Genomic DNA, 24,462 nt, shown 5'->3' with positions numbered 1-24,462 from the left:
CAAAATATACAACACTGACAATCAATTAATTATGCATACTTATTGCACTTTTGTTAATACATGCATAATTGATTTATATTTGCCTAATGAAGTTATGGGTGTGGTTGTGCAACAGGCACAGCGGTTTGGTGCAATGCGGGGCGAAGTGCTTCGTAGAAACATTTGTGCTTAAACAAACTTTTGTTCTTCGTATGAACAGTAGTGCTAAAAATCCCGCACTGCACCAAGCCGCGAACCTTTATGCACCATTTTAAAAAGACGACAACAATGAGATACTTACTACTAACCATTACAATTTTACTGACAACATTTGTTGTAAATGGACAAGAAGAAGCACAAAAAGCATTTAGCGAAGGTGTAAGACTTCTTAAAGCGGAGAAATTTAGTGAAGCTGAGAAATACTTTTCAGAAGCAATATCAAAAGGAGAAACCAAGAATGGACTTAAAATGTCATACGTTTACAAAGCATTTTCACTTAATGGACAAGGTAAGTATGATAGTGCTATTGTTTGCTTTAACCAAGCAATTGAGATTGACTCACTTGACCCAGCGACTTATACAGACAGAGCAAAAACATATTCTTACAAAAAAGACTATGACAAGGCAATTAAAGATTATAATAAGGTGCTGGAGCTTGACTCAACAGGAAAACAAGCTGAAGCTGCATTTTACTATTTAGGACGAATAAAAATGTTAATTGGTAAAGATGAAGAAGCCATAAAACATTTTGACAAGTTATTAGAACTTGTTCCGACTGACTATGAAGGATATTTTTTGCGTGGAACAGCTAAAAGTAACATAATGGATATTGACGGCTCAATTAAAGATTTTGATTTAGCAATAAAATACAACCCAAACTATATGGAAGCATACGCAAATCGTGGTGTTCAAAAAATCAATAAAATACCTACAAACGAAAGATTAGGAAAAAAAATTGATTGTTTAGAAGACCCTTGTGCAGACCTACTGAAAGCAAAAAGAATGGGAGACAAAAGTGTAGAAGATATGATTTACTTATACTGTAAGAAATGTAAATGAGAAAAACGGTGCATAACACGGGTAGCTGTTGCACAACTCTCTAAAAAAAGAAAAAAACATCAAAAACGGCTTCATTAGAAGCGATTTAAGCACACTTGTTTTTTCAACTATGCTTTTTAAGTTGGTTTTTTGGGTGGTTTATATAGGAGTTGTGAGCGTTGTGATGTAGTCAATAAAAAAACGAAAGGTGTTTTGCGCAGTTGCCTCTATTTTTTGCATGGCTCGCGCTAATTTAAGCCGTTTTACAGCATTTTATTTTTCACTTTAGGGAAATCTACCTTTGAAAAAGGCTTCTTTAAAGTTGCCTAAACTTGAACTAAATGCGTAGTTTAGCAGCGGAATTAACGGAGAAAGGAAGTTATTAGACAGTCTGCCGTTAGCGGGCAGCCTAAAAGACGACAACTAAACAGAAAACGAACAGATATTTAAAAGAACATATGATACCAGACTATCAATCATTAATGCTTCCTTTACTCAAACATGTAGAAGATGGACAGGAACACAAATACAGAGATTTAATTGAGAGTTTGGCAATTGAATTTAAAGTAACAGACGAAGAAAGAAAAGAACTTTTGGCAAGTGGTAACCAAGCCATTTTTGACAACAGAGTTGGTTGGGCAAAAACTTATCTAAAAAAAGCCGGTATGCTTGACTCTCCGAAACGGGCGACATTTGTAATTACAGACCTTGGCAAACAGACTTTAGCGAAAAAACCTGACAAAATTGATACAAAGTATTTAAGACAGTTTCCTGCATTTATAGAGTTTCAGAATGCTTCGAAAAACAACAGTGATAACGAAGAAGATGAAACAACAATAATTGAGAACAACGAACAAACGCCTGAAGAGAGTTTAGACAAAGCGTATCAACGAATAAGAAAGTCATTAGCATCTGAATTGCTAAACAAAGTTGTTGACCTCTCTCCTGCCTTTTTTGAACGGCTTGTAGTCGAGCTGTTAGTGAAAATGGGTTACGGTGGTTCAATCAAGGACGCTGGAAAAGCGATGGGTAAAAGCGGTGACGAAGGAATTGACGGAACAATAAAAGAGGACAAACTCGGACTTGACATTATTTACATTCAAGCCAAACGTTGGAAACCAGGAAATGTAGTTGGGCGACCTGAACTTCAAAAATTTGTTGGAGCGCTTGCCGGACAAGGTGCAAAAAAAGGAATTTTCATCACGACATCTAACTTTACAAAAGAAGCGTTAGAATATACTCCGAGAAATGAAACTAAAATAGTTCTTATAGATGGTGTACAGTTGGCTCAACTAATGATTGACTATAATCTTGGCTGTACAACACAGCAGACTTATGAACTCAAAAAAATTGACAGCGATTATTTTGGAGAAGAATAAATTATACGAACAGACAGAAGTTCATCCGCCAACAGCAGTAACCGTTGCACAACTCCCTAAAAAACCCAGCCAAACCAAGTTTCTATTCAAATAATGACCTCATTAGTTGCCATTAGAAGAAGGGAATCTTTCGAATCGAGTTTGAATTTATAAAATCTCAGTACGTAATACAATACTGAGTAGCGTTGTATAGATTTCAAGCATATAAATTGCACTAATTGCGTTTCTACTTAAATCTTAGTTGAAAAAAAACAAACGAGCTGTCAATAATGACAGCTCGTTTTTATTGTGCCCGGGACAAGATTCGAACTTGCACACTCGTAAGAGCACCACCCCCTCAAAGTGGCGTGTCTACCAATTTCACCACCCGGGCTCTATGAACGGGGTGCAAATATAATCCGAGATTTCAAATATTTTTGCCAATCCATGAAGAGGAATTTTGTACTCTTTTTTTACCATTTTTTTATCATGTTATCAGGTGCTGCCATTGCAAGAGCAGCATTTCTGTTGCGCGATATTCACTATGCAGACGATTTTTTGCATACTCTTGTTAGTTTTTGGCACGGATTACCACTTGATTTAGCAGTTGCAGCTTATACGTTAATACCGGTTTTACCGGTGTGCAACATATTTGATTGTAACAAACTCCGGCTGCCTCTCTTGGTTTACTATCAGTGTATTCATTTTTGTTTATTTTTACTCAATGCCATAGATGCCGAATTGTTTATTCATTGGGGGGCAAGGCTGAATTATGCTGCAATGTTCTACTCACAACACCTTGGCGATGCATTTGCGTCTGTTGATTTCCCAATAGTCATTGCATTTGTTATTGTGGTTATCACGCAATTTGTGGTCTTTTATTTTATTCTAAAACGTCTGTTGTCATCGCTGTTGAATAAAATGGCAGCTGCACCGCGTTTAACATGGCTATCATTTGTCTCTATTTGTCTATTGATGCTCATTTCCGGAGTGCTTATGCGCGGAGGTATTGGCAAAGTTCCTATCAATCAAAGCAGGGTCGTGTATTCTTCGAATCATTATTTGAACACCGCTTCTGTAAATAGCTTATGGAGTTTCTGCTATAATTTTTTAAACAAAGACAATCGTGTGAAATACGAGCAATTTCAGGTAGTAAATGAATCCATAGCTACAGAATTCTTAAAACAAAACTTGGAACAAGGTGTAACTATCAGCCCTCCTTTGTTTAAAGAAAATACACATCCTAATGTCATCTTACTAATTCTGGAAAGTCTTTCTGCCGAGACTTTCCAACGCATTGGTGGCACTTATGATTGGACGCAGTCAATGAACCATATCATGGACAGTGCATACTTTTTTTCCAAAATGTATGCGAGTGGAAACAGAACCGACAAGGGGTTGGTTGCATTGTTGAATGGATTTCCTGCACAACCGCTTACTTCTATCCTTTTTGAGCCCGAAAAAGCAAGTAAACTATCTTCGGTTTCATGTATTTTAGCTAAAAATCAATACAGTAACACTTTTATTTATGGAGGCGACATTTCGTTTGCCAATATGGGTTATTATCTTAAAAACACTTGCTTTGACCATATAATAGACGAAAAAAACATAAGTTCAAGAACAGCAAAAGGCTCATGGGGCTACCATGACCAAGATGTTTTTGCAGAGCTTAAAAATCAACTGACACAAACCCAAAGTCCGTTTTTTATTTCACTCTTGAGTTTAAGCACACATGAACCTTATGATATACCGGTACAAAATCATAAGCCAAATAAAATGGAAGCAGCATATCGGTACACAGACAGTTGTGTCTATGATTTTATTGACTGGTTTAAACAATCTAAGTACTATTCCAATACAATATTGGTGATCACCGGAGATCATGGTCGGGATGTAGGGATAGATTATGGGCAATTTTTTGCTAAACAAAAATTTCATATCCCTGCTCTGATTCTTGGAGGAGCATTACACCCGGTTTACAAGGGGAAGAGCATTGACAATCCTGTATCTCAAACATCATTACTGCCCTTTCTCTTGCAAAATATGAACTATCCGGTATATTCATTTATATTCTATCATAACCCTCTATCACAAAGACCATTTGCGCTTTATTCATTCGACAATGGATTTGGACTTATATATCAAGATAAGTTTATTGCTTGGGATAATATCTTGAATAAAATTACCACCTATGAACCGAATACAAAGCATGTAGATGAGTTTAATGAAAGCGCATTGTTTGGGCGTATATATCAGCAAATTTTTATGAAAAAATATTTTGAATTAAACAGGAAATAAACGACCTTTGTCCAATCTATTAAAAGCCTAAATAGTTTATACAACGTATGAGAACTATCTTTAAAAATTTAACTCTTGTATTGTTAATTGTTGCATTAATTACCCTTAACATTTTTGCATACAGAGTTACAAAAACATATTTTACTAAGACGGGATATCAGGAAGTTGAGGGATTGACAGAATCAAATCAATCAAAAGATAATTCATTTCATCTGCTTTCATGGACATACGAACTATTCAAAAGTTTTCGTAACATGCACAATCAGTAAAATCCGTGCAGACTTTCAGAGTTGCTTTGGTAGCCTTTTCACACAAGTTAAAGGATTTTTTCTTTCATTATAAACTGTATCGTTTTGTCTATTGGGTATTGTTCTTTTTTGTGATTCTCCGAATCATTGGACCTTATTCAAGTTTTGAAAAGAATGTGCTCCCTGCATTAAGTTTTTCAGTAATTCATATACTGGCAGCTTATATTAACATCTACTTCTTTATTCCTTTTTTATTGTATAGAAGGCATTATCTTACCTACCTGATTGTTACAAGTCTAACGATTCTTTTTTTCTGTTTTCCTCTTGCCATTATCACCAACAATTTCTTTTTGACTAATGAGTTCTTGGCTGCAAACATTTGGACACCCATGTTCTTTTTTGTAAATTCAGCTTACTTGTTGTTATCTGTGTCTATTACCTCATTCTTCCATATTTTCTCTGAATGGTTTAGTCAAAATCGCGCCAACAAAGCCTTGCAAGAATTAAATATTAGCAATGAACTGAAATTCTTAAAATCACAAATCAATCCGCATTTTCTGTTTAATAGTTTGAACAGTTTGTATGCACTCACCCTCACAAAATCAGACAAAGCACCTGAAATGGTGATGAGCCTTGCCAACATTTTGCGCTATCTGCTTTATGAAACCAGTGAATCACAAGTGCCTTTAGAAAAAGAAATCAATTACTTAAATGACTTGATTGCTTTAGAAAAAATCAGAATGGGTGACAGGGTTAAAATTTGCTTTGATATTCAAGGGGATATTTCGTCCATCATGATTGAACCTTTGTTGTTTATAAATTTTGTTGAAAACAGTTTTAAACATGGGGTGAACTCTCACAAAGATGATGCATGGATATTGATAAAGATTAATGCGGACGCCGAAAACAAACAGCTCAGTTTCTCTATTGAAAATTCAAAACCTAACGAGAATTTAACTGTTAAAAACGAAAGAGTAGGTGGTATTGGACTACAAAATACCAAAAATAGATTAAAATTGCTCTACCCAAACAACCATACCCTGCAAATTACTGATAAAGAGGATTCTTATTCGGTAATGCTTAAAATAGATTTAAAATAAAATAACAAACCATGGAAAAAGTAAAACTAATTTTAGTGGACGATGAACCCTTAGCAACAGAAGTGCTGAGTTCACATATCTCCAAATTTCCTCATCTTGAGGTTATTGGAAGATTTAGAAATACGCATGATGCATTAGAATTTATTAACCAAGAACCAGTTGATGCAATTTTTCTGGATATACAAATGCCTCACGAAACAGGGCTGCAGTTTCTCAAAAAGATTGAAGACAAAAGAATCCCTGTAATTTTTGTTACTGCATATCCTGAATATGCGGTAGAAGCTTTTGACCTTGAAGCATTGGATTACCTTGTAAAACCTGTTCCTGTGGATAGATTTAAAAAGTCTATTGACAAGTTAGAAGAGTTTCTTAAAATCAAAAAATCCAAAGAGGATGAGAACACCAAATTGGAAGATGGACACATTTTTGTAAAAGCTGATTTTAAATTTGTTAAACTCAATTACGAAGATATCCTGTATATAGAAGCATTTGCAGACTACGTAAAAATTCACATTCCTGATGACAAACGTATCATCACCCTGCAAACAATGAAGAAAATGGAAACCACCCTGCCTAAAGACAAGTTTGTGCGTGTACACCGCTCTTTTATTGTAGCTATCAACAAAGTAACTTCACTTTCTGGAACCCATGTAACCATTGGTAATAAACATATTCCAATTGGCAAGAATTATAAAGATTCATTCATGGAAGTAATGAATCACAACAACTTTCTTAAATAAATGGAGAAAGGCAAAGCGCTAGAGGCTTTCGGACGCTTATTAGATATTATGTCAGAACTGCGGGAAAAATGCCCGTGGGATCGAGAACAAACGATTGAATCAATCCGCCATCTGACTATTGAGGAAGTGCATGAACTTTCAGGTGCTATATTGGAAAACAATCAGGACGACATCAAAAAAGAGATTGGAGACATCCTTTTGCACATTGTTTTCTATGGAAAAATAGCAGATGAACTCAAGTGGTTTGACATCACAGATATTATTAACACCCTTTGCGAAAAACTCATAAGGCGGCACCCCCATATTTATGGAGATGTGCAGGTTAAGAATGCAGAAGATGTAAAACAAAACTGGGAGCAGATTAAGCAAACCGAAAAAAGTGCCACAGAACCTAAATCATATCTTTCGGGAGTCCCGGCTTCCATGCCAAGTCTAATTAAAGCATTGCGAATGCAAGAAAAAGCAGCACGTGCCGGTTTTGATTGGGATAACAAAGCTGATGTTTTAAAGAAAGTTTGGGAAGAATGGGAGGAGTTTCAACAAGCAAAAAACAAACACGAAAAAGAAGCCGAATTTGGGGATTTTCTATTCTCTCTGGTAAACTATGCCCGTTTTGAAGACATCAATCCTGATGATGCTTTAGAAGCAACCAACAGAAAATTCAAAAAAAGGTTTGAATATATTGAGCAACGCGCTCGCGAGAATGGAGTGAAATTAGAAGAGCTAAGTTTGCAGCAGATGGATGTATGGTGGAATGAAGCTAAGTAATGATTACAGCCAGCGTTTCCGTTTGAAATAAATTAACATTCCCAGCACAATCAGCACCATTGCTGCCCATACCATAAAATAACCATATTTCCAGCCTAATTCCGGCATATAATGAAAATTCATACCGTACACACCAACAATAAAAGTGAGGGGTATGAAAATGGTTGAAATAATCGTGAGCAATTGCATGATTTTATTCATCTTGATACTGAGTCCCGACAAATAAATGTCCCTGAGTCCGTTATTCAACTCTCTGTAATTTTCTAACAAATCAATAATCCTGATAACGTGATCATAAGCATCAGTCCAAAATCGCTGGGTTTCAGGTTCAATAAGTCTTGAAGCACTTCTTTGGATTTGTCCTATCGCTTCGCGCAATGGAAAAACATTACGCCTGAAATTCAGTAATTCAGTTTTTAAATCATGGATACGCTCTAAACTACTGTCATTGGGTTGTAAATAAAGTGAGTCTTCTAAGGCTTCAATCTTGTCTCCAAGGACTTCAATAAACACAAAATAATAGTCAATAATTAAATCTGCCAAAGCATAAAAGAGAAAATCAGAAGAATGTGCCCTGACCCCACTGGTGGTTTTTCGGAGTCTTTCATAAATAGGCTCGAAAATGTCTGTTGGTTTTTCGAGAAAAGAGATAAGTACATTCTCACCCATAACCAATGTAACCTGCTCGCCATCTGTGACACTTTCTATAGTGTCGTTGTAATATAACCGGAGAGTTAACGCGAGTTTGTCTTCAAAATCATCAAATTTGGGTCTTTGGTCAGTATTAATAATGTCTTCCAACAATAAAGGATGTATATTAAACTTATTACCTACGTCTTTCAGTAATTCCAAATCATTAAGACCTGTAATGTTTAACCATAAAAACTTGTCGGGAGATTTTTCTGGTAACTCAGAGAGAGACTTTATTTGTTTCTCTTCAATGAAATCAATGTTGTAGCTAATGTACTTTAGCTCAGTATCGAGAAAATCATCGGAACTTCTTCTGATAAGACTTGCCGGAGGCAATCCAGGCTTTCTCTTATGATGCCTTCTGATGGGTTTATGCCTAATAATACGCTTACGCATTGTCTTAGAATGGCATAATCCAATTCAAATTAAATCCAATCCATTGCTAAAGCAAGGCTGGTAACACCCGGAGGGAGTGCAAACCAAAATATTGCGGGGGAATACATAAGGAGTAAAACAAGTCCAATAACTGATAATAAAAAGAATAACCAGTATTTTCCTCTGCTTTTTGCTGTATTTTCTGCTGCCATAATATTGCCTTATTATTAGACTGCGAAGTAAAGCATTTTTATATTGAAAAAGGGAAATGAAACCGGAAATTTTCTTATTTGTTCAATACATCCCTAAGTGCTATACCAATAAAGTTCAATGCAACCACCAACATCATGATGGTAAAACCGGGTACCAATGCAAGATAGGCTTTACCTAACAAAATAAACCCATAATACTCATTAATCATAATACCCCAACTTGGAGTGGGCGGTTTGACGCCAAGTCCTAAAAAGCTCAAACCTGCTTCTAATAAAATGGCAGAAGCAAAATTTGCTGTGCAAATCACTATGACAGAGCCAAGCACATTGGGCAAAATATGCCTGAACAGAAGGCTAAAGTCATTTACTCCCAATAACTTGGCAGCTTTTATATACTCCTTTTCTTTAATGCTGATTACTTCACCCCTGACAACCCTTGTGAGTTCCACCCAGCTACTCAAACCAATGGCAACAAAGATCTGCCAGAATCCCTTGCCTAATGCAAAACTAAATGCCAATACCAACAACAAAGTTGGTAAAGACCAAAGTACACTTGCAAACCACATAATTAGCTTATCGCTCCATTTTCCATAATAACCGGCAATCAACCCAAGTACAACACCCAAAACCAATGAAATTACTACTGCAATGAAACCTACAGACAATGAAATCCTTGTTCCCAGCAACAAACGACTCAACACATCCCTACCATAATTGTCTGAACCCAGATAAAAGGTAAACGGTTTGTGAAACCTTTTTGAATCAGATGATTGTAAGCCTTCTGCAACCAAAAATGGTGCAGATTCAGCCTTGTCAAACCACAAAAAGAAAGAATCATTGCGCTGCTCTTTACGATTGTAAACTTTATCATTTGCGGTAGCGGGATTGCCCGAAATCATTCTTGAAAAGAAAGACATGTCTGTTGCTTGAGTATTATCGGGGGCATAAAGCATGACTTTACTCATAGGTTTAAGAAACGCTGCATGTAAATTTATTCTGTTGGCAAGTGGAGAATCATCCGGAGTAATAGCATAACCTAAGACAGCAATAACAAGACAAAGAAAAACCCATATTACGCCAAACAATCCCAATTTGTGGGAGAGTATCTGTCTGAAAACACTTTTTCTATTATTTGCCGGACTCGACATAAGTTTGGTTTTCGGGATTCTTTACGTATTGGGCATGGAATAAATCCAACGCAGTTAAAATTGCAAGAAAACTCCACAGGGGAACACTAATCTTATCGTATTCAGAATAGTTGTTAATCAACCCGTGAATGTAATAAGTAAACAGCCCTAAAGTGATTGCCATGGCCAAGGTCTTAACCCAGCTTTGTGTTGCATATCTATAAATCTTCATTCCTACATACAATGAAGACAAAAACAGCCCTAAGACTAAAATAAAACCCAAATATCCCATCTCTGATAGTGCCATAAAATATTCACTGTGTGCATTGCCGAGCGTACCGGCATTGGTGCTGATACGTGTCATATCCTCAGGTCTTTGATAGGGAGCATATTGAAAAGTATAAGTATAAGGTCCAAAACCGAAAATAGGCTTATCTTTTACCATTGCCACCGCACATTTCCAACGATTAATTCGCTCCATATTGGAAGGGTCTGTTGATATATTGGACACCGATTTCATGTTGTCCTCTATGTTCTCGGCAGAATCCTGCTTGTTTCGAGACAACTCATATAAAATTGACTCTTGCTTCCATACAATTATGCTAATTACCAAAATCACTCCTACCATCAATTGTTTAAAGGTAATTTTGTAGTAAACCAATGCAGCAAAGCCCATCATTGCAACTATGCTAATCCATGTTGCTCTTGTAAACGAAAACAAAATTCCAAACAAAAAGATAACACACAATACTCCCAATACTACCCTCCATAATAAGGCTATAGACAATCTTTTTCCATAAAAAGCAAAAGCAAACAAGATAGGGACAAACAAAGCTAAGAATGCTGCATAGCTCCCATGGTCGCTGAAGAAAGGGCGCATGATTGTATAGGAATGAATTCTCACAAAGCCTTCTCCGGCATGGCGAATCAAGGTGTAAAGCACCATAACAGTCCCTCCGGCAATCATGGCATAAAGGATTTGTTTCATTACCTTAGGTGTCCTAAGATTTGGTGCAAGGAAAAAGAAGAAAATAGCGATAAACCAAAATTTCGCAACAAATGATTTAACCGATACAAAGAGCATGGAGCTTGTGAGCGTAGTGATAAAGTACCATGTTAAATAAAGAACTGCAAATAAAACAATGGGGTGTTTTATAAATGTAGTATTAATATTTCCTCTGATAATAAATCTAAAAATAAGCAATACAAAGAAAAAAATCATCATCGGTTCAGTAGGCAAAGACAAACCCAAACCACCACCGATGTCATTAATTTGTATGGAAAGCGGCACTAATCCGGCTATGAGGATGGTAAACCCAAGCGGATATGTAAATGCCATCCATGCTGCTATTAATAAGAGAGGAAAAACGGATATCTCAGGAATCCCCAACATAAATCCCAGCACAGGAATGAGTCCTATCAAAGACCCAATTACCACAAATACTATGGGGTTAATATGTGAACTGAGTTTTTCCAAAAGGGCAGACAATTAAGATTCTTGTGTTTGTACAGTCTTGTTGGTCTTTGACTTTTCTATAATAGCAAACACCATAACAGAGGTAGATACTGCGACAAATAAACTCACTAAAACGATCAACCATCTAACAGGATAAGATTTTTTCTCAGCAGGTGTAGCATCACTCACCCTAAATTGGTTGGTCATGGTTTCTTCAACATCCACCTTGGCTCTATCCAATTTTGCTTTGATATCGCTCAGTTTCTCTTCTTCCAACTTAATTTTTTCTACAATGGAAAGATACATACCACCAAATTCAACAAGTTTCGATTGTCTTTCCAATAAATCATCGACTACTTTTTGACCGGTTTTCATTTTATTATCTCCTTTGAGGGCACCACCTCCGGCAATAATCAATGCTTCCTGAATGGATTTAGATTGTTCTTCATAGTTCACAACTCCCTGATGACCTAGTTCTTGCATTTGCTTGTGCAAATCATCAATCATGGCTTGTTTCTCTTTATAAGCATTTTCAATAATTTGCAATGCCGGTATCGCACGTTCCAAGTTGATTTCTGAACGAATGGTGTCATACAAATTCGCCATTCCTGTTGCAATATCCGCAGCCATTTGTGGATTTTCATCAAGAACATCTATGCGGATTGAAAGGTAACGAGTACGGCTCACCTGAATATTTGCGTCTAATTCCTTTTCAAGTTTTGTATAAGGATATTTGTCTTTCTTAGGGTCAATTTTATAATGTCTCATCAAATCAAACTGCTTGATAAGTCTGTCGCGAAGTTTGCTTGATTGAAGTATTTGCAGTGCCTTTTCTGCTTCTTCCTCTGCACCAAATTCAAGAGCATCTTGTGCACGTTCACCTCTTTCGGGTAACAAAGATTTGGAAATAGAATTGGTTGTTGCGGGGTAAAACACAACCGTAGATTTATACTTGGGTTTAATAAAATTTGGACCGGAAAATACTGAAGCAAGAATGATGGTGATGATTGAAATAATAATTAATGGCTTCTTCCATCGCCAAATAAAATCAACGATTTCACTAAAACTCAACATGTTGGATTCTTTATTTGTCATATTCATTTTTGAAAATAGTATGCGAAAATAATTTATATATTTAACCTCTTCTCAGGGTTTTTAATTGTGATAGATTAAAGAGTTTAAACGCCAAGGTCAGCAAACATGTAATCAATAAAGTTACAATGCTGAACCATATCAAACTCACCTTTAGGAATTCATCTAAAGCCCATGCAGACAACCAAATTAAAACTCCAATGAAAACAAGTTTGAACATCAACACTATATTGGTTGTATCGGGTTTCGGAAAATATTTCTTTGTCAACAATACAGAAAACAACATCACTGACATTTGCGTAATAAATACAGCTTTAGCAGCTCCCAAAGCTCCTTGTGTCGGAACCATTACAAAACACCCAACCGTTAAAATAAGCAATGCTGCGCTAGTGGCAAATATTAAAGACTTAATATAATTGCTAGCAGTGAGCAACGAGCCTAACACCAATGAAACTGACATAGGTAAATACGATGCCATCAGCCATGTAAAGACTGCGGCAGAATACATGGTTTCTTCAATATTATCGGTTGTATATAGCAAGTCCATTATCTCTGCTCCTTTTTGCAATGCCATTACCACCAACCAAAGTCCCGGAATAATCACAAATTTGAGTACTAATTTTAAGATAGACCTGAAATCTTCTTTTTGAGCCAATTGACGTGAAAAAATCGGCAATAGCATACCTGTAAACAACATTGCATACATACCTGCTGCATCCAAGAATCTAAAACTGTGAGCATAAATACCTGCTTCAAAATTGGCAGTTTCCGGTCTCAAATGACTGATAAAAATAACATCCAAACGGGTGTAAAAATTCATTATCATGGTTAAGATAGCAAAAGGAAGGTTTGCAATAAACAACGCTTTAAACTTTGAAAAGTCTGGTAACGCAATGCTCAACAAGGCTTTTTTGCGTATGCATATTCCTACAACAATTAACAATCCGATTGTGAGTGCGACAGTTTGGAAAAGCACAAATTCTTTAAGACCAAAATATGGTTGCAGATTTGGAACAAACAAAAACAAACCACAGCCAATACCTGCCAAAGTTCTGTCCAAAACCGAAATTACCGCTTCTATTCTAAACAGATGCAGACCTGCCAATGTTGACCTGAAAAACAATATCCATGAATTTAGCACCTGATTGATACCTATCGCCAATAGCCAGAATGAACCCAACCCATTGAATAATCCTGCTTGCCAAACAAATAAAAGATAGAAAATACTTAGCAATAATTTTATCCAAAGCAAGCCGGGTGTGCCTGTCTCCAAGAACCCTCGATTTTCTGCTACTTGTCGGGTTTGGTAATTATGCATACCGATATCCAATAGAACAATGAATAGAAAAGTAAAATTGAAGTGAATTAAGTATTTTCCATACACTTCTAACCCCAAAAAGTTTTGTACTTCCCTGTCAATCAGAAATATCCATAATGGCTTTACCATCCAGTTCAGCCCTTGAAAAACAATGGAATCTCTTAGAAAATGTCTGTTCGTTGACATTGCTGACAAAAGTCTGTTTTATTATGCGATTTGCAAACTATTTAAGAATAAAATTGACTCTTTATAATTTCGCTTTGATACCAAAAGGTTTTTTACTTTTGCTCACATGTATTTTCGTCATATTTGTTTCGCAATATTGTTACTATTAGCCCTAAACGAGAAATCCTTTGCACAAAAAATTAAAGCTAAAAATACGTTCAAGGTTTCTTATTATAATCTAAACAACTTGTATGACACTATTGCCAATGCTAATCTTGCTGATTCAAATTACACACCCTTAGGAAAGTATGAGTGGAACACTGAAAAATACAATTCAAAACTTCAACATGCTGCCATAGCTATTTATTCCTTACATGACAGCTTAGGCGCAGATTTTATTGGACTTGCCGGTGTAGAAAATGAAAATGTGTTGAAAGACCTTATTGCTACCCCTTTGTTGTATAAAATGAAATACCAATTTGTGTTTTCAAAAGGTGAAAAACGCGATGGGTTAGGTATGGCAATTTTATATAAACCCAAGAAAGTAAAGTATTTGTGGGATAGTTCGTTTTCTGTAACCGGTACAAAGAAACCATGGGAGAAATCCATTGTCGGAGCAATACACGCTAAGGTTATGGTAAAAAATGAAGTGTTTGACATTGTGTTATGCGATTTTCCAAATCCTTTTGAATCAACTCAAGATGCGTATTTTTCGCTTCGAATGAACGCGATAAATCAAGTATCTAATTATTTGACTTCTCATCATTTGAAAGATGGACAACGCACTATTATCATGGGAACCTTGAGCATGGAACCGACAGCACCTATGTTTTCCGTACTTTTGAATACTGCTCACCCTGATTCTGCTATTTACAAATACCAAAAATTAGTTCCTTTAGCCCTGTTCTGTGATAGTGCTACCGGAACTTATTTTAAAGACAGGGTTCCATTCCATTTTGACCAAGTTCTTTTGTGTAAGCAACTTTATAGCAATCATGCAGGCTGGCAGTATCTTAAAGGTTCATACAAAATCTATAATCCCGCGTGGATGCTACATCCGGAAAGGATAAAGACCGGTCACCCTTTTGAAAATTTTCACAATGACAAATGGATTGGTGGTTTTAGCAATCACTTTCCAATCTCTTTTACCTTAGTCTATGCAAAAAAAAGAAAAGAGGTTAATTAATAGGGAACTCAGTTGGCTCTCTTTTAATGCCAGAGTATTGCAAGAAGCAGCCGATCCGCGAGTCCCGTTGTTAGAACGATTAAGATTCTTAGGGATTTTTTCTAACAACCAAGATGAGTTCTTCAGGGTGCGGGTGGCAACCAACCGAAGGATGTTATTGGTAAAAAAAGGTGAATTTGACAGCGACATATACAAAGAAGATATCAAAAAGACCTTATCGCTTATCCAACACGAAGTAGTGAATTTGCAAAAGCAATATGACAACATTTTCTTTGACTTAATTGAAGAACTCAAACAACAGCATATTTACTGGATTGATGAAAAGAGGCTAAACCCTTTGCAAGCGCAAGAAGTAATGCGATATTTCAAAGATGAAGTGCTATCTCACCTTTTTCCTGCGTTACTCCAAGACGACAAAGAAATTCCGCTACTGAAGGATTCTGCCATATATCTTGCAGTACGAATGTATAAGAGAAGAGGCAATGAAACACGTTATGCCATTGTTGAAATTCCTACTCGTGCAAAAGAGCGATTCTTTTTATTGCCCGCACACGAAGGCAATCGTTATATACTTTTTTTAGATGATGTCATCAGAGCCAATCTACGCACCTTGTTTAGTATTTTTGATTATGACACTTATGATGCCTACACAATCAAAATCACCAGAGATGCCGAATTGGACATTGAAATGGATTTGTCCGAGAATATGTATGTTAAAATAAAAAAAGCTTTAAAACTTAGAACCAAAGGGGAACTGGTCCGTTTTGTATATGACAAAGAAATGCCAAAAGACATGCTCAAATTTTTTCTTAAAAAACTTGGGTTGAGTAAAGAAAGCACGTTGGCGGGGCAGCGCTATCATAACTTTAAAGATTTAATGAAATTTCCGGTTTCAAAAGGATTGGAAAAATTACAATACAAACCGTTTGAACAGATTGCAGTACATGACTTTGAGACTGCCGGTAATCTTTTTGACAAATTAACGCGCAAAGACTATTTGCTCACCCATCCTTATCAATCTTTCGACTATGTCATACGTTTCCTCAGAGAATCTGCGCTTGATCCCAATGTTACCAGCATCAAAATTGCGCTCTACCGAGTTGCTTCATATTCAAACATAGTTAACGCCCTTATTAATGCAGCCAATAACGGCAAAAATGTGTTTGTGATGATGGAATTAAAGGCACGTTTTGATGAAGAATCAAATATCTATTGGAGCAAAAAATTGGTAGAAGCAGGAGCGAATGTGTTTTATGGATATGAAAAACTCAAAGTACATGCAAAAATCTGCTTGGTATCCAGAAATGAAGGAAATCAAATCAGGCAATATGCACACATTGGAACCGGTAACTATAATGCCGTAACCGCAAAATACTATGTTGACCACTCGTTGTTAACTGCCGACAAAAGGATTACCGCTGAATTAGACATGGTTTTTCAGGCAATTGATCATTTTGAAGAATACAAACCTAAGTTCCAACATTTACTTGTTTCTCCGTATAATACACGCTCTTCCATTATTGCAAAAATTCAACAAGAGATAGAAAACAAAAAAACAGGAAAGCCGGCTTGGGTTAAAATCAAATTAAACAACCTGACAGACCCTGTTTTGATTGAGAAATTTTATGAAGCATCTCAGCACGGAGTTCAGATAGATATGATAGTCAGAGGAATCTGTTGTCTTATTCCGGGTGTTAAAGGCTTAAGTGATAATATAAAAGTAATTAGTATAGTGGACAGATTTTTGGAACATTCGCGCTTATTTATTTTCTGTGCAAATAACCAACTTGAGTATTATTTTGGTAGTGCAGATTTGATGCAAAGAAATTTAGATAACAGGATTGAAGTGATTACACCTGTTTATGACTCAGAAATCAAAGTAGAACTTGCGCGATTCTTTGACATACAATGGAAAGACAATGTGAAGGCTAGAATCATAGATTCACAGAACACTAATGAATATAGACTTCCTTCAGAACCTAAAATACGTTCACAAAGACAAATTTACCGTGTGATTGTTAAGAATGAACAAGAGAAAAGATAGCTGCTTTTGCCGTAGTCATTGATTTTACACTCCATTATATACTCAAACTTCAAATCCTAATTAATGTGCGTTGTTTCATGCTTGTACATAAGGATTATCAATAACAAAAAAGGCTGTCAAAATTGACAGCCCTTCTTTGTGAAAATTTTTTCCGCTTAGTATCCCATACCACCCATGCCCGGCATTCCACCGCCCATAGAAGCATGACCTGCACCGGCATTTTCTTCTACAGTCTCAATCAAAGCACATTCTGTTGTCAAAATCATACTTGCAACCGAAGCAGCGTTTTCTAATGCTACACGAGCCACTTTGGTAGGATCAATTACACCTGATTTAATAAGGTTTTCATATTCCTCAGTATGTGCATTAAATCCAAAATCATCTTTTCCTTCTTTAACCTTTTGAACAATGATAGAGCTTTCAAGTCCTGCATTGGTAACAATTTGACGAAGTGGTTCTTCTAATGCTCTTTTGATTATTTGAATACCGGTTGTTTCGTCATCATTATTTCCGGTTAATTTTTCAAGTGCAGTTATGGCACGGATGAAAGAAGTACCTCCACCGGGGACAATACCTTCCTCAACCGCAGCACGTGTTGCATGAAGTGCATCATCTACACGGTCTTTTTTCTCTTTCATTTCAACCTCAGAAGCAGCTCCAATGTACAATACAGCAACACCACCGGCTAATTTAGCAAGTCTTTCTTGCAATTTTTCACGATCATAATCACTGGTTGTAGCTTCAATTTGCGCTTTGATTTGGTTTACTCTTGCAACAATAAGCTCTTTGCTTCCTGCTCCGTTCACAATCGTTGTATGTTCTTTGTTGATAGTGATTTTCTCCGCTTTTCCTAAGTCTGCAAGAGAAGCATCTTCAAGTTTTCTGCCTTGCTCTTCGCTGATAACATTACCACCAGTCAAAATAGCAATATCTTGTAACATTTCTTTTCTGCGGTCTCCAAATCCCGGAGCTTTAACAGCAGCAATTTTCAAAGAACCTCTGATTTTGTTAACTACCAATGTAGCAAGGGCCTCACCTTCAACTTCTTCAGAAATAATAACAAGAGGTTTTCCTGTTTGTACAACTTTCTCCAACACAGGAAGAAGGTCTTTCATTGTAGAAATCTTCTTGTCATAAATAAGTACAAGAGCATCTTCTAACTCTGCTTCCATTTTGTCAGTATTGGTAACAAAATAAGGAGAAAGGTATCCTCTGTCAAATTGCATTCCTTCAACAATATCAACAGTTGTATCAGTTCCTTTAGCTTCTTCCACGGTGATTACGCCATCTTTACCAACTTTTTGCATTGCTTCTGCAATCAAAGTACCGATTTCGTGGTCATTATTTGCGGAAATAGTAGCAACTTGTTTGATTTTATTGTTGTCATCACCTACTTCTTTTGACATATTTTTAAGTTCTGCAACCACTGCGCTCACTGCTTTGTCAATACCTCTTTTTACATCAATAGGATTTGCACCGGCAGCCACATTTTTCAAACCTGTTGAAACAATTGCTTGTGCAAGTACAGTAGCAGTAGTTGTTCCATCACCGGCAATATCAGCAGTCTTGCTTGCTACTTCTTTTAACATTTGCGCACCCATATTTTGAGCAGGGTCTTTTAATTCAATTTCCTTCGCAACACTCACACCATCTTTGGTGATTTGAGGTGAGCCGAATTTCTTATCTATAACCACATTGCGACCTTTAGGTCCAAGTGTAACTTTTACTGCATTAGCAAGCTCATCAATACCTTTTTTGAGGTTATCTCTTGCGTCAATATTAAATTTAATTTCTTTAGCCATAACTTTATTCTGATTTTAAATGTTTGATTATATAATAGCAAGAATGTCTGACTCTCTCATAATAAGATAATCCTTGCCTTCGAGTGAAATTTCTGTGCCTGAATATTTTCCATACAACACAACATCACCGGATTTTACAGTTAACGGTTCATCTTTTTTCCCGCTTCCTACTGCTACAACAACACCGCGTTGTGGCTTTTCCTTTGCTGTGTCAGGGATATAAATTCCGCTGGATGTTTTTTCTTCTGCAGCTGCAGGTTCAACTAGAACTCTGTCTGCAAGTGGTTTAATATTTACTGCCATAACTATTATTAATTAATTTTTGTTCTGGTTTGCGAGAGAACGAAAGGTGTGCCAAATAAGGGTTTGTCAGCAAATCTGACACAAACAGGCAGAGGTTGTGCCAAAATGACTTTTATTACATGATTTAACTTAACTTGTCTTAACACTATAAACTCTAAAAACCACAGAAAACAGTCTAAAAAAGTCGAAAAAAAGTGCAAAACAAAATGCACACTTGACCTACTTTTGCAGCTTAAATGAGTATATCTAAAAATAAAGCCATCTTACTTCTTGAAGATGGAACTATTTTCAAGGGATTTGCAATCGGAAAAATAGGAACAACAACAGGAGAAATATGTTTTAGCACAGGATTAACCGGATACCAAGAACTTTATACCGACCCTTCTTTTTTTGGTCAGATATTAGTTCAAACTTTTGTTCACGTAGGAAACTATGGTACTAATGAAAATGAAATTGAGTCCGACAATATTCAAATTCACGGATTGGTTTGTAAGAGTTTTGCGAGTCATTACTCCAGAAAGCTGGCTACCAAAAGCTTACAGGATTATTTCATAGAAAAAGGAGTAGTAGGTATTGAAGGCGTTGACACCCGTGCAATTGTGCAACATATTCGCCAAAAGGGTTCAATGAATGCTATCATCTCTTCTGAGATTTTTGACATTGAGACATTAAAATCTAAACTTGCCTTAGTGCCATCTATGGCAGGTCTTGAACTATCTTCTCAGGTTTCTACAAAAAGTTTCTACACTATGGGCAACGAATCTGCACCGCTAAGAGTAGCAGTATTAGATTTTGGTATAAAGCAAAATATTCTGCGAAATTTAGTTAATAGAAACGTCTATTGTGGAATTTATCCTGCAAAGACTGATTTTAATGAATTGCTCAAATTTAAACCTGACGGAGTAATGCTTCCTAACGGACCCGGAGATCCCGGCACTATGACTTATGCAGTCAATACCGTTAAACAAATCATGGAAGCTAATATTCCAACATTTGGAATTTGTATGGGAAATCAATTGTTAGGACAAGCGTTCGGGCTAAAGACTTTCAAAATGAAAAACGGACATAGGGGTTTAAACCATCCGGTCAAAAATATTCAAACAGGAAAATGTGAAATTACGGTTCAAAATCATGGATTCGCGCTTAAAAATGAGCCTAACGAAATGATTGAAGTAACACATATTAACCTCAATGATGAAACTATAGAGGGTATTAGAGTAAAAGGAAAACCGGTGTTTTCGGTTCAATACCACCCTGAAGCAGCTCCGGGTCCTCACGACTCTCACTATCTTTTTGATGATTTTATTTCATTAATGCAAGCAAACAAAAAATAACAATATGAGCCAAATAGTTGACATTATTGCCAGACAAATACTTGATTCGCGTGGAAACCCAACCGTAGAAGCAGATGTAATCACAGAAGATGGATTTATTGGTCGTGCTGCCGTTCCTTCCGGTGCTTCTACAGGAATTCATGAAGCAGTTGAATTAAGAGATAAAGACCAATCAAAGTTTCTTGGAAAAGGAGTACTGAATGCCGTTAAAAATGTTGAAGACAAAATTGCAGGAGCGCTTGTGGGCATGGAAGTACAGGAACAAAAAGAGTTAGATCAGGTGATGATTGACTTAGATGGCTCAGAAAACAAATCTATTCTGGGTGCCAATGCTGTACTTGCCGTTTCACTTGCAGCAGCCAAAGCCGCTTCACAAGAAGTGGGATTGCCTTTATACAGATATCTTGGTGGAGTGAATGCATGCACACTTCCGGTGCCAATGATGAACATTCTAAACGGAGGTTCACATGCGGACAACTCTATTGACTTCCAAGAATTTATGATAATGCCATTCGGAGCAGATACATTTAGTGATGCTCTCAGAATGGGGGTTGAAGTGTTTCACCATCTCAAGAGTGTACTCAAGGAAAAAGGGTATTCAACCAATGTGGGTGACGAAGGCGGCTTTGCACCTAATATTAAATCCAATGAAGAAGCCATAGAAACAGTGTTGCGTGCGATAGAAAAAGCGGGCTATGTTCCCGGTGAAGACATCTATATTGCCATGGATGCTGCTTCTTCTGAATTTTACATAGAAGAAGAGGGTGTTTATCATTTCAAGAAATCTAGCGGAGACAAACTCACCAGTGATGAAATGGTAGGCTATTGGACAGAATGGATAAACAAATACCCCATTGTTTCCATTGAGGACGGCTTGTGGGAAGATGATTGGAAAGGTTGGGAGAAATTGACACAAGCAATTGGAAAAAGAGTGCAACTGGTGGGTGATGATTTATTTGTAACCAATGTAAAACGATTACAAGAAGGTATTGACAGGCACATCGCTAATTCTATTTTAGTTAAAGTAAATCAAATAGGGACTTTAACAGAAACTATTGATGCAATTAACCTCGCCACCCGCAATAGTTATACTAATATCATCAGCCATCGAAGCGGTGAAACGGAGGATGCTTTCATTGCAGACTTGGCTGTTGCTATGAACTCCGGTCAAATTAAAACGGGTTCTGCATCTCGCAGCGACAGAATGGCAAAGTACAACCAATTATTGCGTATTGAACAAGAGTTAGGTGCCCAAGCATTTTTTCCCGGAAAGAGATTCAAGTTTATTAAATAATAAACCACACTGTTTTCTACGAACTGCTAATAAACACAAGCAGTTAGCGCAGATTATAACCTATTTCTATACATGACAAAAATCATGTTTTAGGTGTTAATTTACAGTCTTTTATATTATATTTTTGTAGCCTTGATTAATGTGGATTCAAAAAAGAAATAATCTATGGGAGTAATGGTCATATTGTTAGGGGTGAGCTTATTCGTGGGCATATTATTTCTGATTGCATTTATTTGGTCAGTCAAAAGCGGTCAGTTCGAAGATGATTATTCCCCTGCACACAAAATTCTCTTTGAACCTCAAATCAAACAACAAGACGAAGACTATCAACACAATCAAACAAAAACCAATCATTAAATGGAAGAACAAAAACACACAAATGTCTCGACACAGTCGGGGCTTGAGACATTTTACTACGACAACAAAACTGTAAGAAACTTTGCGTATGCCACTGTTTTTTGGGGAGTTATCGGGATGTTAGCCGGTCTATGGGCTGCATTGTCCCTTTACTATCCTGAAGTAAATCTTGGCTTTGCAGCAACAACATTTGGACGTATGCGTCCAGTACATACAAATGCTGTAATTTTTGCATTTGTTGGTAATGCTATTTTTGCCGGTGTATATTACTCTTTACAAAGACTAACAAAAGCCAGAATGTTTTCTGATGTATTGAGCAAAATTCATTTCTGGGGCTGGCAATTTCTGATTCTTGCCGGAGCATTAACTTTATGGTTAGGTTTTACGCAAGCAAAAGAATATGCAGAATTAGAATGGCCTCTTGATATTGCTATTACATTGCTATGGGTTGTATTCGGCATCAACATGATGGGTACAATCATCAAGCGTAGAGAAAAACATTTATATGTAGCTATATGGTTCTATATTGGAACATGGGTAGCTGTGGCTATGTTGCATATTGTAAACTCTATGGCAATGCCATATTCACTTTTCGGTAGTGTGAGCTGGTATGCCGGTGTGCAAGATGCCTTGGTTCAATGGTGGTATGGGCACAATGCTGTTGCCTTCTTTTTGACAACTCCTTTCTTAGGTTTAATGTACTACTTTATTCCTAAAGCAGCCAACCGTCCAGTATATTCCTATCGTTGGTCTATCATCCATTTTTGGGCTTTAATTTTCATTTATATCTGGGCAGGACCTCACCACTTGCTTTATACTGCACTTCCTGAATGGGCACAAGGACTGGGAACTGTTTTCTCAATCATGTTGATTGCTCCTTCTTGGGGTGGTATGTTAAACGGGTTGTTGACATTGCGTGGAGCTTGGGACAGAGTGCGAGAGGATGCAATCCTTAAATTCTTTGTGGTAGCATTGACTTGTTATGGTATGGCAACTTTTGAAGGTCCAATGCTTTCTCTCAAAAGTGTTAATGCTATCAGCCACTACACTGACTGGACTATAGCTCACGTTCACGTGGGTGCATTGGGTTGGAATGGCTTTCTTGCATTCGGAATGCTCTATTGGATGATTCCGCGTTTGTTTGGTACAAAATTGTATTCTAATAAATTAGCAAATCAACACTTTTGGATAGGTATTGTTGGTATTATTTTCTATGTAATACCTTTATACTGGGCTGCATTTACCCAGAGTCTAATGTGGAAACAGTTTACCCCTGAAGGTGTATTAAAGTATCAGTTTATGGAAACTGTAAATACCATTTTGCCTATGTATGGATTAAGGGCATTAGGAGGTACATTCTATTTGGTTGGCGTATTCATGCTGATTTACAACTTATTTAAAACAATTAAATCAGGTAAACTGATTGAAAATGAAATGGCACAAGCAGCAGCTTTGCCAAAATTTGAAATAAAGTCTAATGTAAAAGAACACTGGCATTCATGGGTAGAGAAAAGACCAGTTCAGATGGTCATTTTATCACTTATTGCCGTAGGAATCGGAGGATTGGTAGAGATGGTTCCAACCTTCTTGGTAAAATCGAATGTGCCTACAATCAGCAGTGTGCAACCCTATTCAGCTTTAGAACTTTATGGCAGGAGTATCTATATCCGCGAAGGTTGTTATACTTGTCACTCACAAATGATAAGACCATTTAGAGACGAAGAAGCTCGTTATGGTGAATATTCAAAAGCAGGAGAGTTTGTATATGACCACCCTTATCAATGGGGTTCTAAGCGCACAGGACCGGATTTGCAACGATTGGGCGGTAAATACCCTGACAGTTGGCATTTTAATCACATGTTAGAACCTACCTCTACAACATTCGGTTCTATTATGCCTCCTTATCCTTGGCTGTTCAAAGATAAGGTTGATAAAAGCAAAACTTTTAGCATGATTAAAGCCATGAAACGACTTGGTGTTCCTTATCCCGATGGATATGAAAACAATGCTAATGACGAAATGGATAAGCAAGCAGAGAAAATTCAATCTTCATTGAAAAAAGATAAAATCGAAATCAGTAAAGATAAAGAGATTATCGCTCTTATTGCGTATTTACAAAGACTTGGAACTGATTTGAAGAAAGACGTTAACGAACTTAGTACCATAAAATAATTGAAT

At 36.9% G+C, this 24,462-nt stretch carries 21 protein-coding genes and 1 tRNA gene; 13 read left to right on the top strand and 9 right to left on the bottom strand.

Translation table 11 applies throughout. From position 1 onward, the window contains the following. Positions 1–267 precede the first annotated feature (267 nt). Positions 268–1,038 carry a tetratricopeptide repeat protein gene (locus M0R38_09615; protein ID MCK9482000.1) on the top strand — a complete coding sequence of 257 codons (771 nt, stop codon included), beginning with the start codon at positions 268–270 and terminating at the stop codon, positions 1,036–1,038. A 437-nt stretch (positions 1,039–1,475) separates the two neighbouring features. After that, a complete protein-coding gene (locus M0R38_09610) occupies positions 1,476–2,396 on the top strand; it encodes a restriction endonuclease (protein MCK9481999.1) in 921 nt (306 codons plus the stop codon). 289 nt (positions 2,397–2,685) lie between these two features. Here M0R38_09610 and M0R38_09605 read toward each other — a convergent pair. Then, positions 2,686–2,769: transfer RNA gene (locus M0R38_09605), tRNA-Leu, on the bottom strand. Positions 2,770–2,822: 53 nt separating this feature from the next. Between M0R38_09605 and M0R38_09600 the strand changes: the two genes are divergently transcribed. From M0R38_09600 to mazG, 5 genes are read left to right on the top strand one after another with little or no spacing between them, the layout of a single operon-like run. Beyond that, entirely contained in the window at positions 2,823–4,673 is a 1,851-nt protein-coding gene (locus M0R38_09600) for a sulfatase-like hydrolase/transferase (protein MCK9481998.1), read from the top strand. 47 nt (positions 4,674–4,720) lie between these two features. Continuing rightward, the gene (locus M0R38_09595) at positions 4,721–4,942 is read left to right on the top strand and encodes a hypothetical protein (GenBank protein MCK9481997.1); all 222 of its coding nucleotides are present in this window, start codon (positions 4,721–4,723) and stop codon (positions 4,940–4,942) included. 5 nt (positions 4,943–4,947) lie between these two features. After that, positions 4,948–6,021: a histidine kinase gene (locus tag M0R38_09590; protein MCK9481996.1), complete on the top strand. Its 1,074-nt coding sequence runs from the start codon at positions 4,948–4,950 to the stop codon at positions 6,019–6,021. A gap of 11 nt (positions 6,022–6,032) precedes the next feature. Beyond that, on the top strand, positions 6,033–6,761 hold the full coding sequence (locus M0R38_09585; GenBank protein ID MCK9481995.1) for a LytTR family DNA-binding domain-containing protein: 729 nt from the start codon (positions 6,033–6,035) through the stop codon (positions 6,759–6,761). After that, complete coding sequence (gene mazG / locus M0R38_09580; protein MCK9481994.1) at positions 6,762–7,529, top strand: nucleoside triphosphate pyrophosphohydrolase; 768 nt, start codon at positions 6,762–6,764, stop codon at positions 7,527–7,529. 3 nt (positions 7,530–7,532) lie between these two features. On the opposite strand, the gene corA is transcribed toward mazG, so the two are convergent. From corA to M0R38_09550, 6 genes are all read right to left on the bottom strand, one after another. Continuing rightward, positions 7,533–8,615, bottom strand: a complete 1,083-nt coding sequence (gene corA, locus M0R38_09575; GenBank protein MCK9481993.1) for a magnesium/cobalt transporter CorA — start codon at positions 8,613–8,615, stop codon at positions 7,533–7,535. Between the two features lie 29 nt (positions 8,616–8,644). Then, positions 8,645–8,806, bottom strand: a complete 162-nt coding sequence (locus M0R38_09570; protein MCK9481992.1) for a hypothetical protein — start codon at positions 8,804–8,806, stop codon at positions 8,645–8,647. 74 nt (positions 8,807–8,880) lie between these two features. After that, a complete protein-coding gene (locus tag M0R38_09565) occupies positions 8,881–9,954 on the bottom strand; it encodes an ABC transporter permease (GenBank protein MCK9481991.1) in 1,074 nt (357 codons plus the stop codon). Beyond that, on the bottom strand, positions 9,935–11,410 hold the full coding sequence (locus M0R38_09560; GenBank protein ID MCK9481990.1) for an O-antigen ligase family protein: 1,476 nt from the start codon (positions 11,408–11,410) through the stop codon (positions 9,935–9,937). The genes M0R38_09565 and M0R38_09560 overlap by 20 nt, the downstream gene beginning before the upstream one ends. Positions 11,411–11,422: 12 nt before the next feature. Beyond that, positions 11,423–12,484, bottom strand: coding sequence for a Wzz/FepE/Etk N-terminal domain-containing protein (locus tag M0R38_09555; protein MCK9481989.1), 1,062 nt, complete (start codon positions 12,482–12,484; stop codon positions 11,423–11,425). A 40-nt stretch (positions 12,485–12,524) separates the two neighbouring features. Further along, entirely contained in the window at positions 12,525–13,985 is a 1,461-nt protein-coding gene (locus M0R38_09550; protein MCK9481988.1) for an oligosaccharide flippase family protein, read from the bottom strand. Positions 13,986–14,121: 136 nt separating this feature from the next. Between M0R38_09550 and M0R38_09545 the strand changes: the two genes are divergently transcribed. Both M0R38_09545 and ppk1 read left to right on the top strand, forming a co-directional pair. After that, positions 14,122–15,150 (top strand): hypothetical protein, encoded by a 1,029-nt coding sequence (locus M0R38_09545; GenBank protein ID MCK9481987.1) that lies wholly within the window; start codon positions 14,122–14,124, stop codon positions 15,148–15,150. Continuing rightward, positions 15,122–17,194: a polyphosphate kinase 1 gene (ppk1, locus tag M0R38_09540; GenBank protein MCK9481986.1), complete on the top strand. Its 2,073-nt coding sequence runs from the start codon at positions 15,122–15,124 to the stop codon at positions 17,192–17,194. The genes M0R38_09545 and ppk1 overlap by 29 nt, the downstream gene beginning before the upstream one ends. Positions 17,195–17,349: 155 nt before the next feature. Here the strand turns inward: ppk1 and groL are convergent, their stop codons facing one another. Both groL and M0R38_09530 read right to left on the bottom strand, forming a co-directional pair. Then, complete coding sequence (groL, locus tag M0R38_09535) at positions 17,350–18,996, bottom strand: chaperonin GroEL (GenBank protein MCK9481985.1); 1,647 nt, start codon at positions 18,994–18,996, stop codon at positions 17,350–17,352. Positions 18,997–19,023: 27 nt separating this feature from the next. Further along, positions 19,024–19,299 carry a co-chaperone GroES gene (locus M0R38_09530; GenBank protein MCK9481984.1) on the bottom strand — a complete coding sequence of 92 codons (276 nt, stop codon included), beginning with the start codon at positions 19,297–19,299 and terminating at the stop codon, positions 19,024–19,026. A 236-nt stretch (positions 19,300–19,535) separates the two neighbouring features. On the opposite strand from M0R38_09530, the gene carA reads away from it, so the two are divergent. The 4 genes from carA (at position 19,536) to ccoN (ending at position 24,456) form a co-directional block, all read left to right on the top strand. Beyond that, a complete protein-coding gene (gene carA, locus M0R38_09525; protein ID MCK9481983.1) occupies positions 19,536–20,633 on the top strand; it encodes a glutamine-hydrolyzing carbamoyl-phosphate synthase small subunit in 1,098 nt (365 codons plus the stop codon). A gap of 4 nt (positions 20,634–20,637) precedes the next feature. Next, on the top strand, positions 20,638–21,927 hold the full coding sequence (gene eno, locus M0R38_09520; GenBank protein ID MCK9481982.1) for a phosphopyruvate hydratase: 1,290 nt from the start codon (positions 20,638–20,640) through the stop codon (positions 21,925–21,927). Between the two features lie 165 nt (positions 21,928–22,092). Then, the gene (gene ccoS, locus M0R38_09515) at positions 22,093–22,284 is read left to right on the top strand and encodes a cbb3-type cytochrome oxidase assembly protein CcoS (GenBank protein MCK9481981.1); all 192 of its coding nucleotides are present in this window, start codon (positions 22,093–22,095) and stop codon (positions 22,282–22,284) included. Further along, positions 22,285–24,456: a cytochrome-c oxidase, cbb3-type subunit I gene (ccoN, locus tag M0R38_09510; GenBank protein ID MCK9481980.1), complete on the top strand. Its 2,172-nt coding sequence runs from the start codon at positions 22,285–22,287 to the stop codon at positions 24,454–24,456. Positions 24,457–24,462 lie beyond the last annotated feature (6 nt).

This window comes from Bacteroidia bacterium, assembly GCA_023228875.1.
In the GTDB taxonomy this organism is placed as follows: Bacteria; Bacteroidota; Bacteroidia; order NS11-12g; family UBA955; genus JALOAG01.
The sequence above is the reverse complement of the archived record's forward strand: the minus strand, read 5'-3'. Positions and strand labels throughout refer to the sequence as shown.

What these genes read in the sequence shown, in the direction of transcription:
- M0R38_09600 (MCK9481998.1), top strand. Translation starts at nt 2,823, where the DNA reads ATGAAGAGGAATTTTGTACTCTTTTTTTACCATTTTTTTATCATGTTA.
- ppk1 (MCK9481986.1), top strand. Translation starts at nt 15,122, where the DNA reads ATGCAAAAAAAAGAAAAGAGGTTAATTAATAGGGAACTCAGTTGGCTC.
- ccoN (MCK9481980.1), top strand. Translation starts at nt 22,285, where the DNA reads ATGGAAGAACAAAAACACACAAATGTCTCGACACAGTCGGGGCTTGAG.
- carA (MCK9481983.1), top strand. Translation starts at nt 19,536, where the DNA reads ATGAGTATATCTAAAAATAAAGCCATCTTACTTCTTGAAGATGGAACT.
- M0R38_09530 (MCK9481984.1), bottom strand. Translation starts at nt 19,299, where the DNA reads ATGGCAGTAAATATTAAACCACTTGCAGACAGAGTTCTAGTTGAACCT.
- M0R38_09585 (MCK9481995.1), top strand. Translation starts at nt 6,033, where the DNA reads ATGGAAAAAGTAAAACTAATTTTAGTGGACGATGAACCCTTAGCAACA.
- groL (MCK9481985.1), bottom strand. Translation starts at nt 18,996, where the DNA reads ATGGCTAAAGAAATTAAATTTAATATTGACGCAAGAGATAACCTCAAA.
- M0R38_09595 (MCK9481997.1), top strand. Translation starts at nt 4,721, where the DNA reads ATGAGAACTATCTTTAAAAATTTAACTCTTGTATTGTTAATTGTTGCA.
- M0R38_09570 (MCK9481992.1), bottom strand. Translation starts at nt 8,806, where the DNA reads ATGGCAGCAGAAAATACAGCAAAAAGCAGAGGAAAATACTGGTTATTC.
- M0R38_09615 (MCK9482000.1), top strand. Translation starts at nt 268, where the DNA reads ATGAGATACTTACTACTAACCATTACAATTTTACTGACAACATTTGTT.
- M0R38_09550 (MCK9481988.1), bottom strand. Translation starts at nt 13,985, where the DNA reads ATGTCAACGAACAGACATTTTCTAAGAGATTCCATTGTTTTTCAAGGG.
- M0R38_09555 (MCK9481989.1), bottom strand. Translation starts at nt 12,484, where the DNA reads ATGACAAATAAAGAATCCAACATGTTGAGTTTTAGTGAAATCGTTGAT.
- M0R38_09610 (MCK9481999.1), top strand. Translation starts at nt 1,476, where the DNA reads ATGATACCAGACTATCAATCATTAATGCTTCCTTTACTCAAACATGTA.
- corA (MCK9481993.1), bottom strand. Translation starts at nt 8,615, where the DNA reads ATGCGTAAGCGTATTATTAGGCATAAACCCATCAGAAGGCATCATAAG.
- ccoS (MCK9481981.1), top strand. Translation starts at nt 22,093, where the DNA reads ATGGGAGTAATGGTCATATTGTTAGGGGTGAGCTTATTCGTGGGCATA.
- mazG (MCK9481994.1), top strand. Translation starts at nt 6,762, where the DNA reads ATGGAGAAAGGCAAAGCGCTAGAGGCTTTCGGACGCTTATTAGATATT.
- eno (MCK9481982.1), top strand. Translation starts at nt 20,638, where the DNA reads ATGAGCCAAATAGTTGACATTATTGCCAGACAAATACTTGATTCGCGT.
- M0R38_09565 (MCK9481991.1), bottom strand. Translation starts at nt 9,954, where the DNA reads ATGTCGAGTCCGGCAAATAATAGAAAAAGTGTTTTCAGACAGATACTC.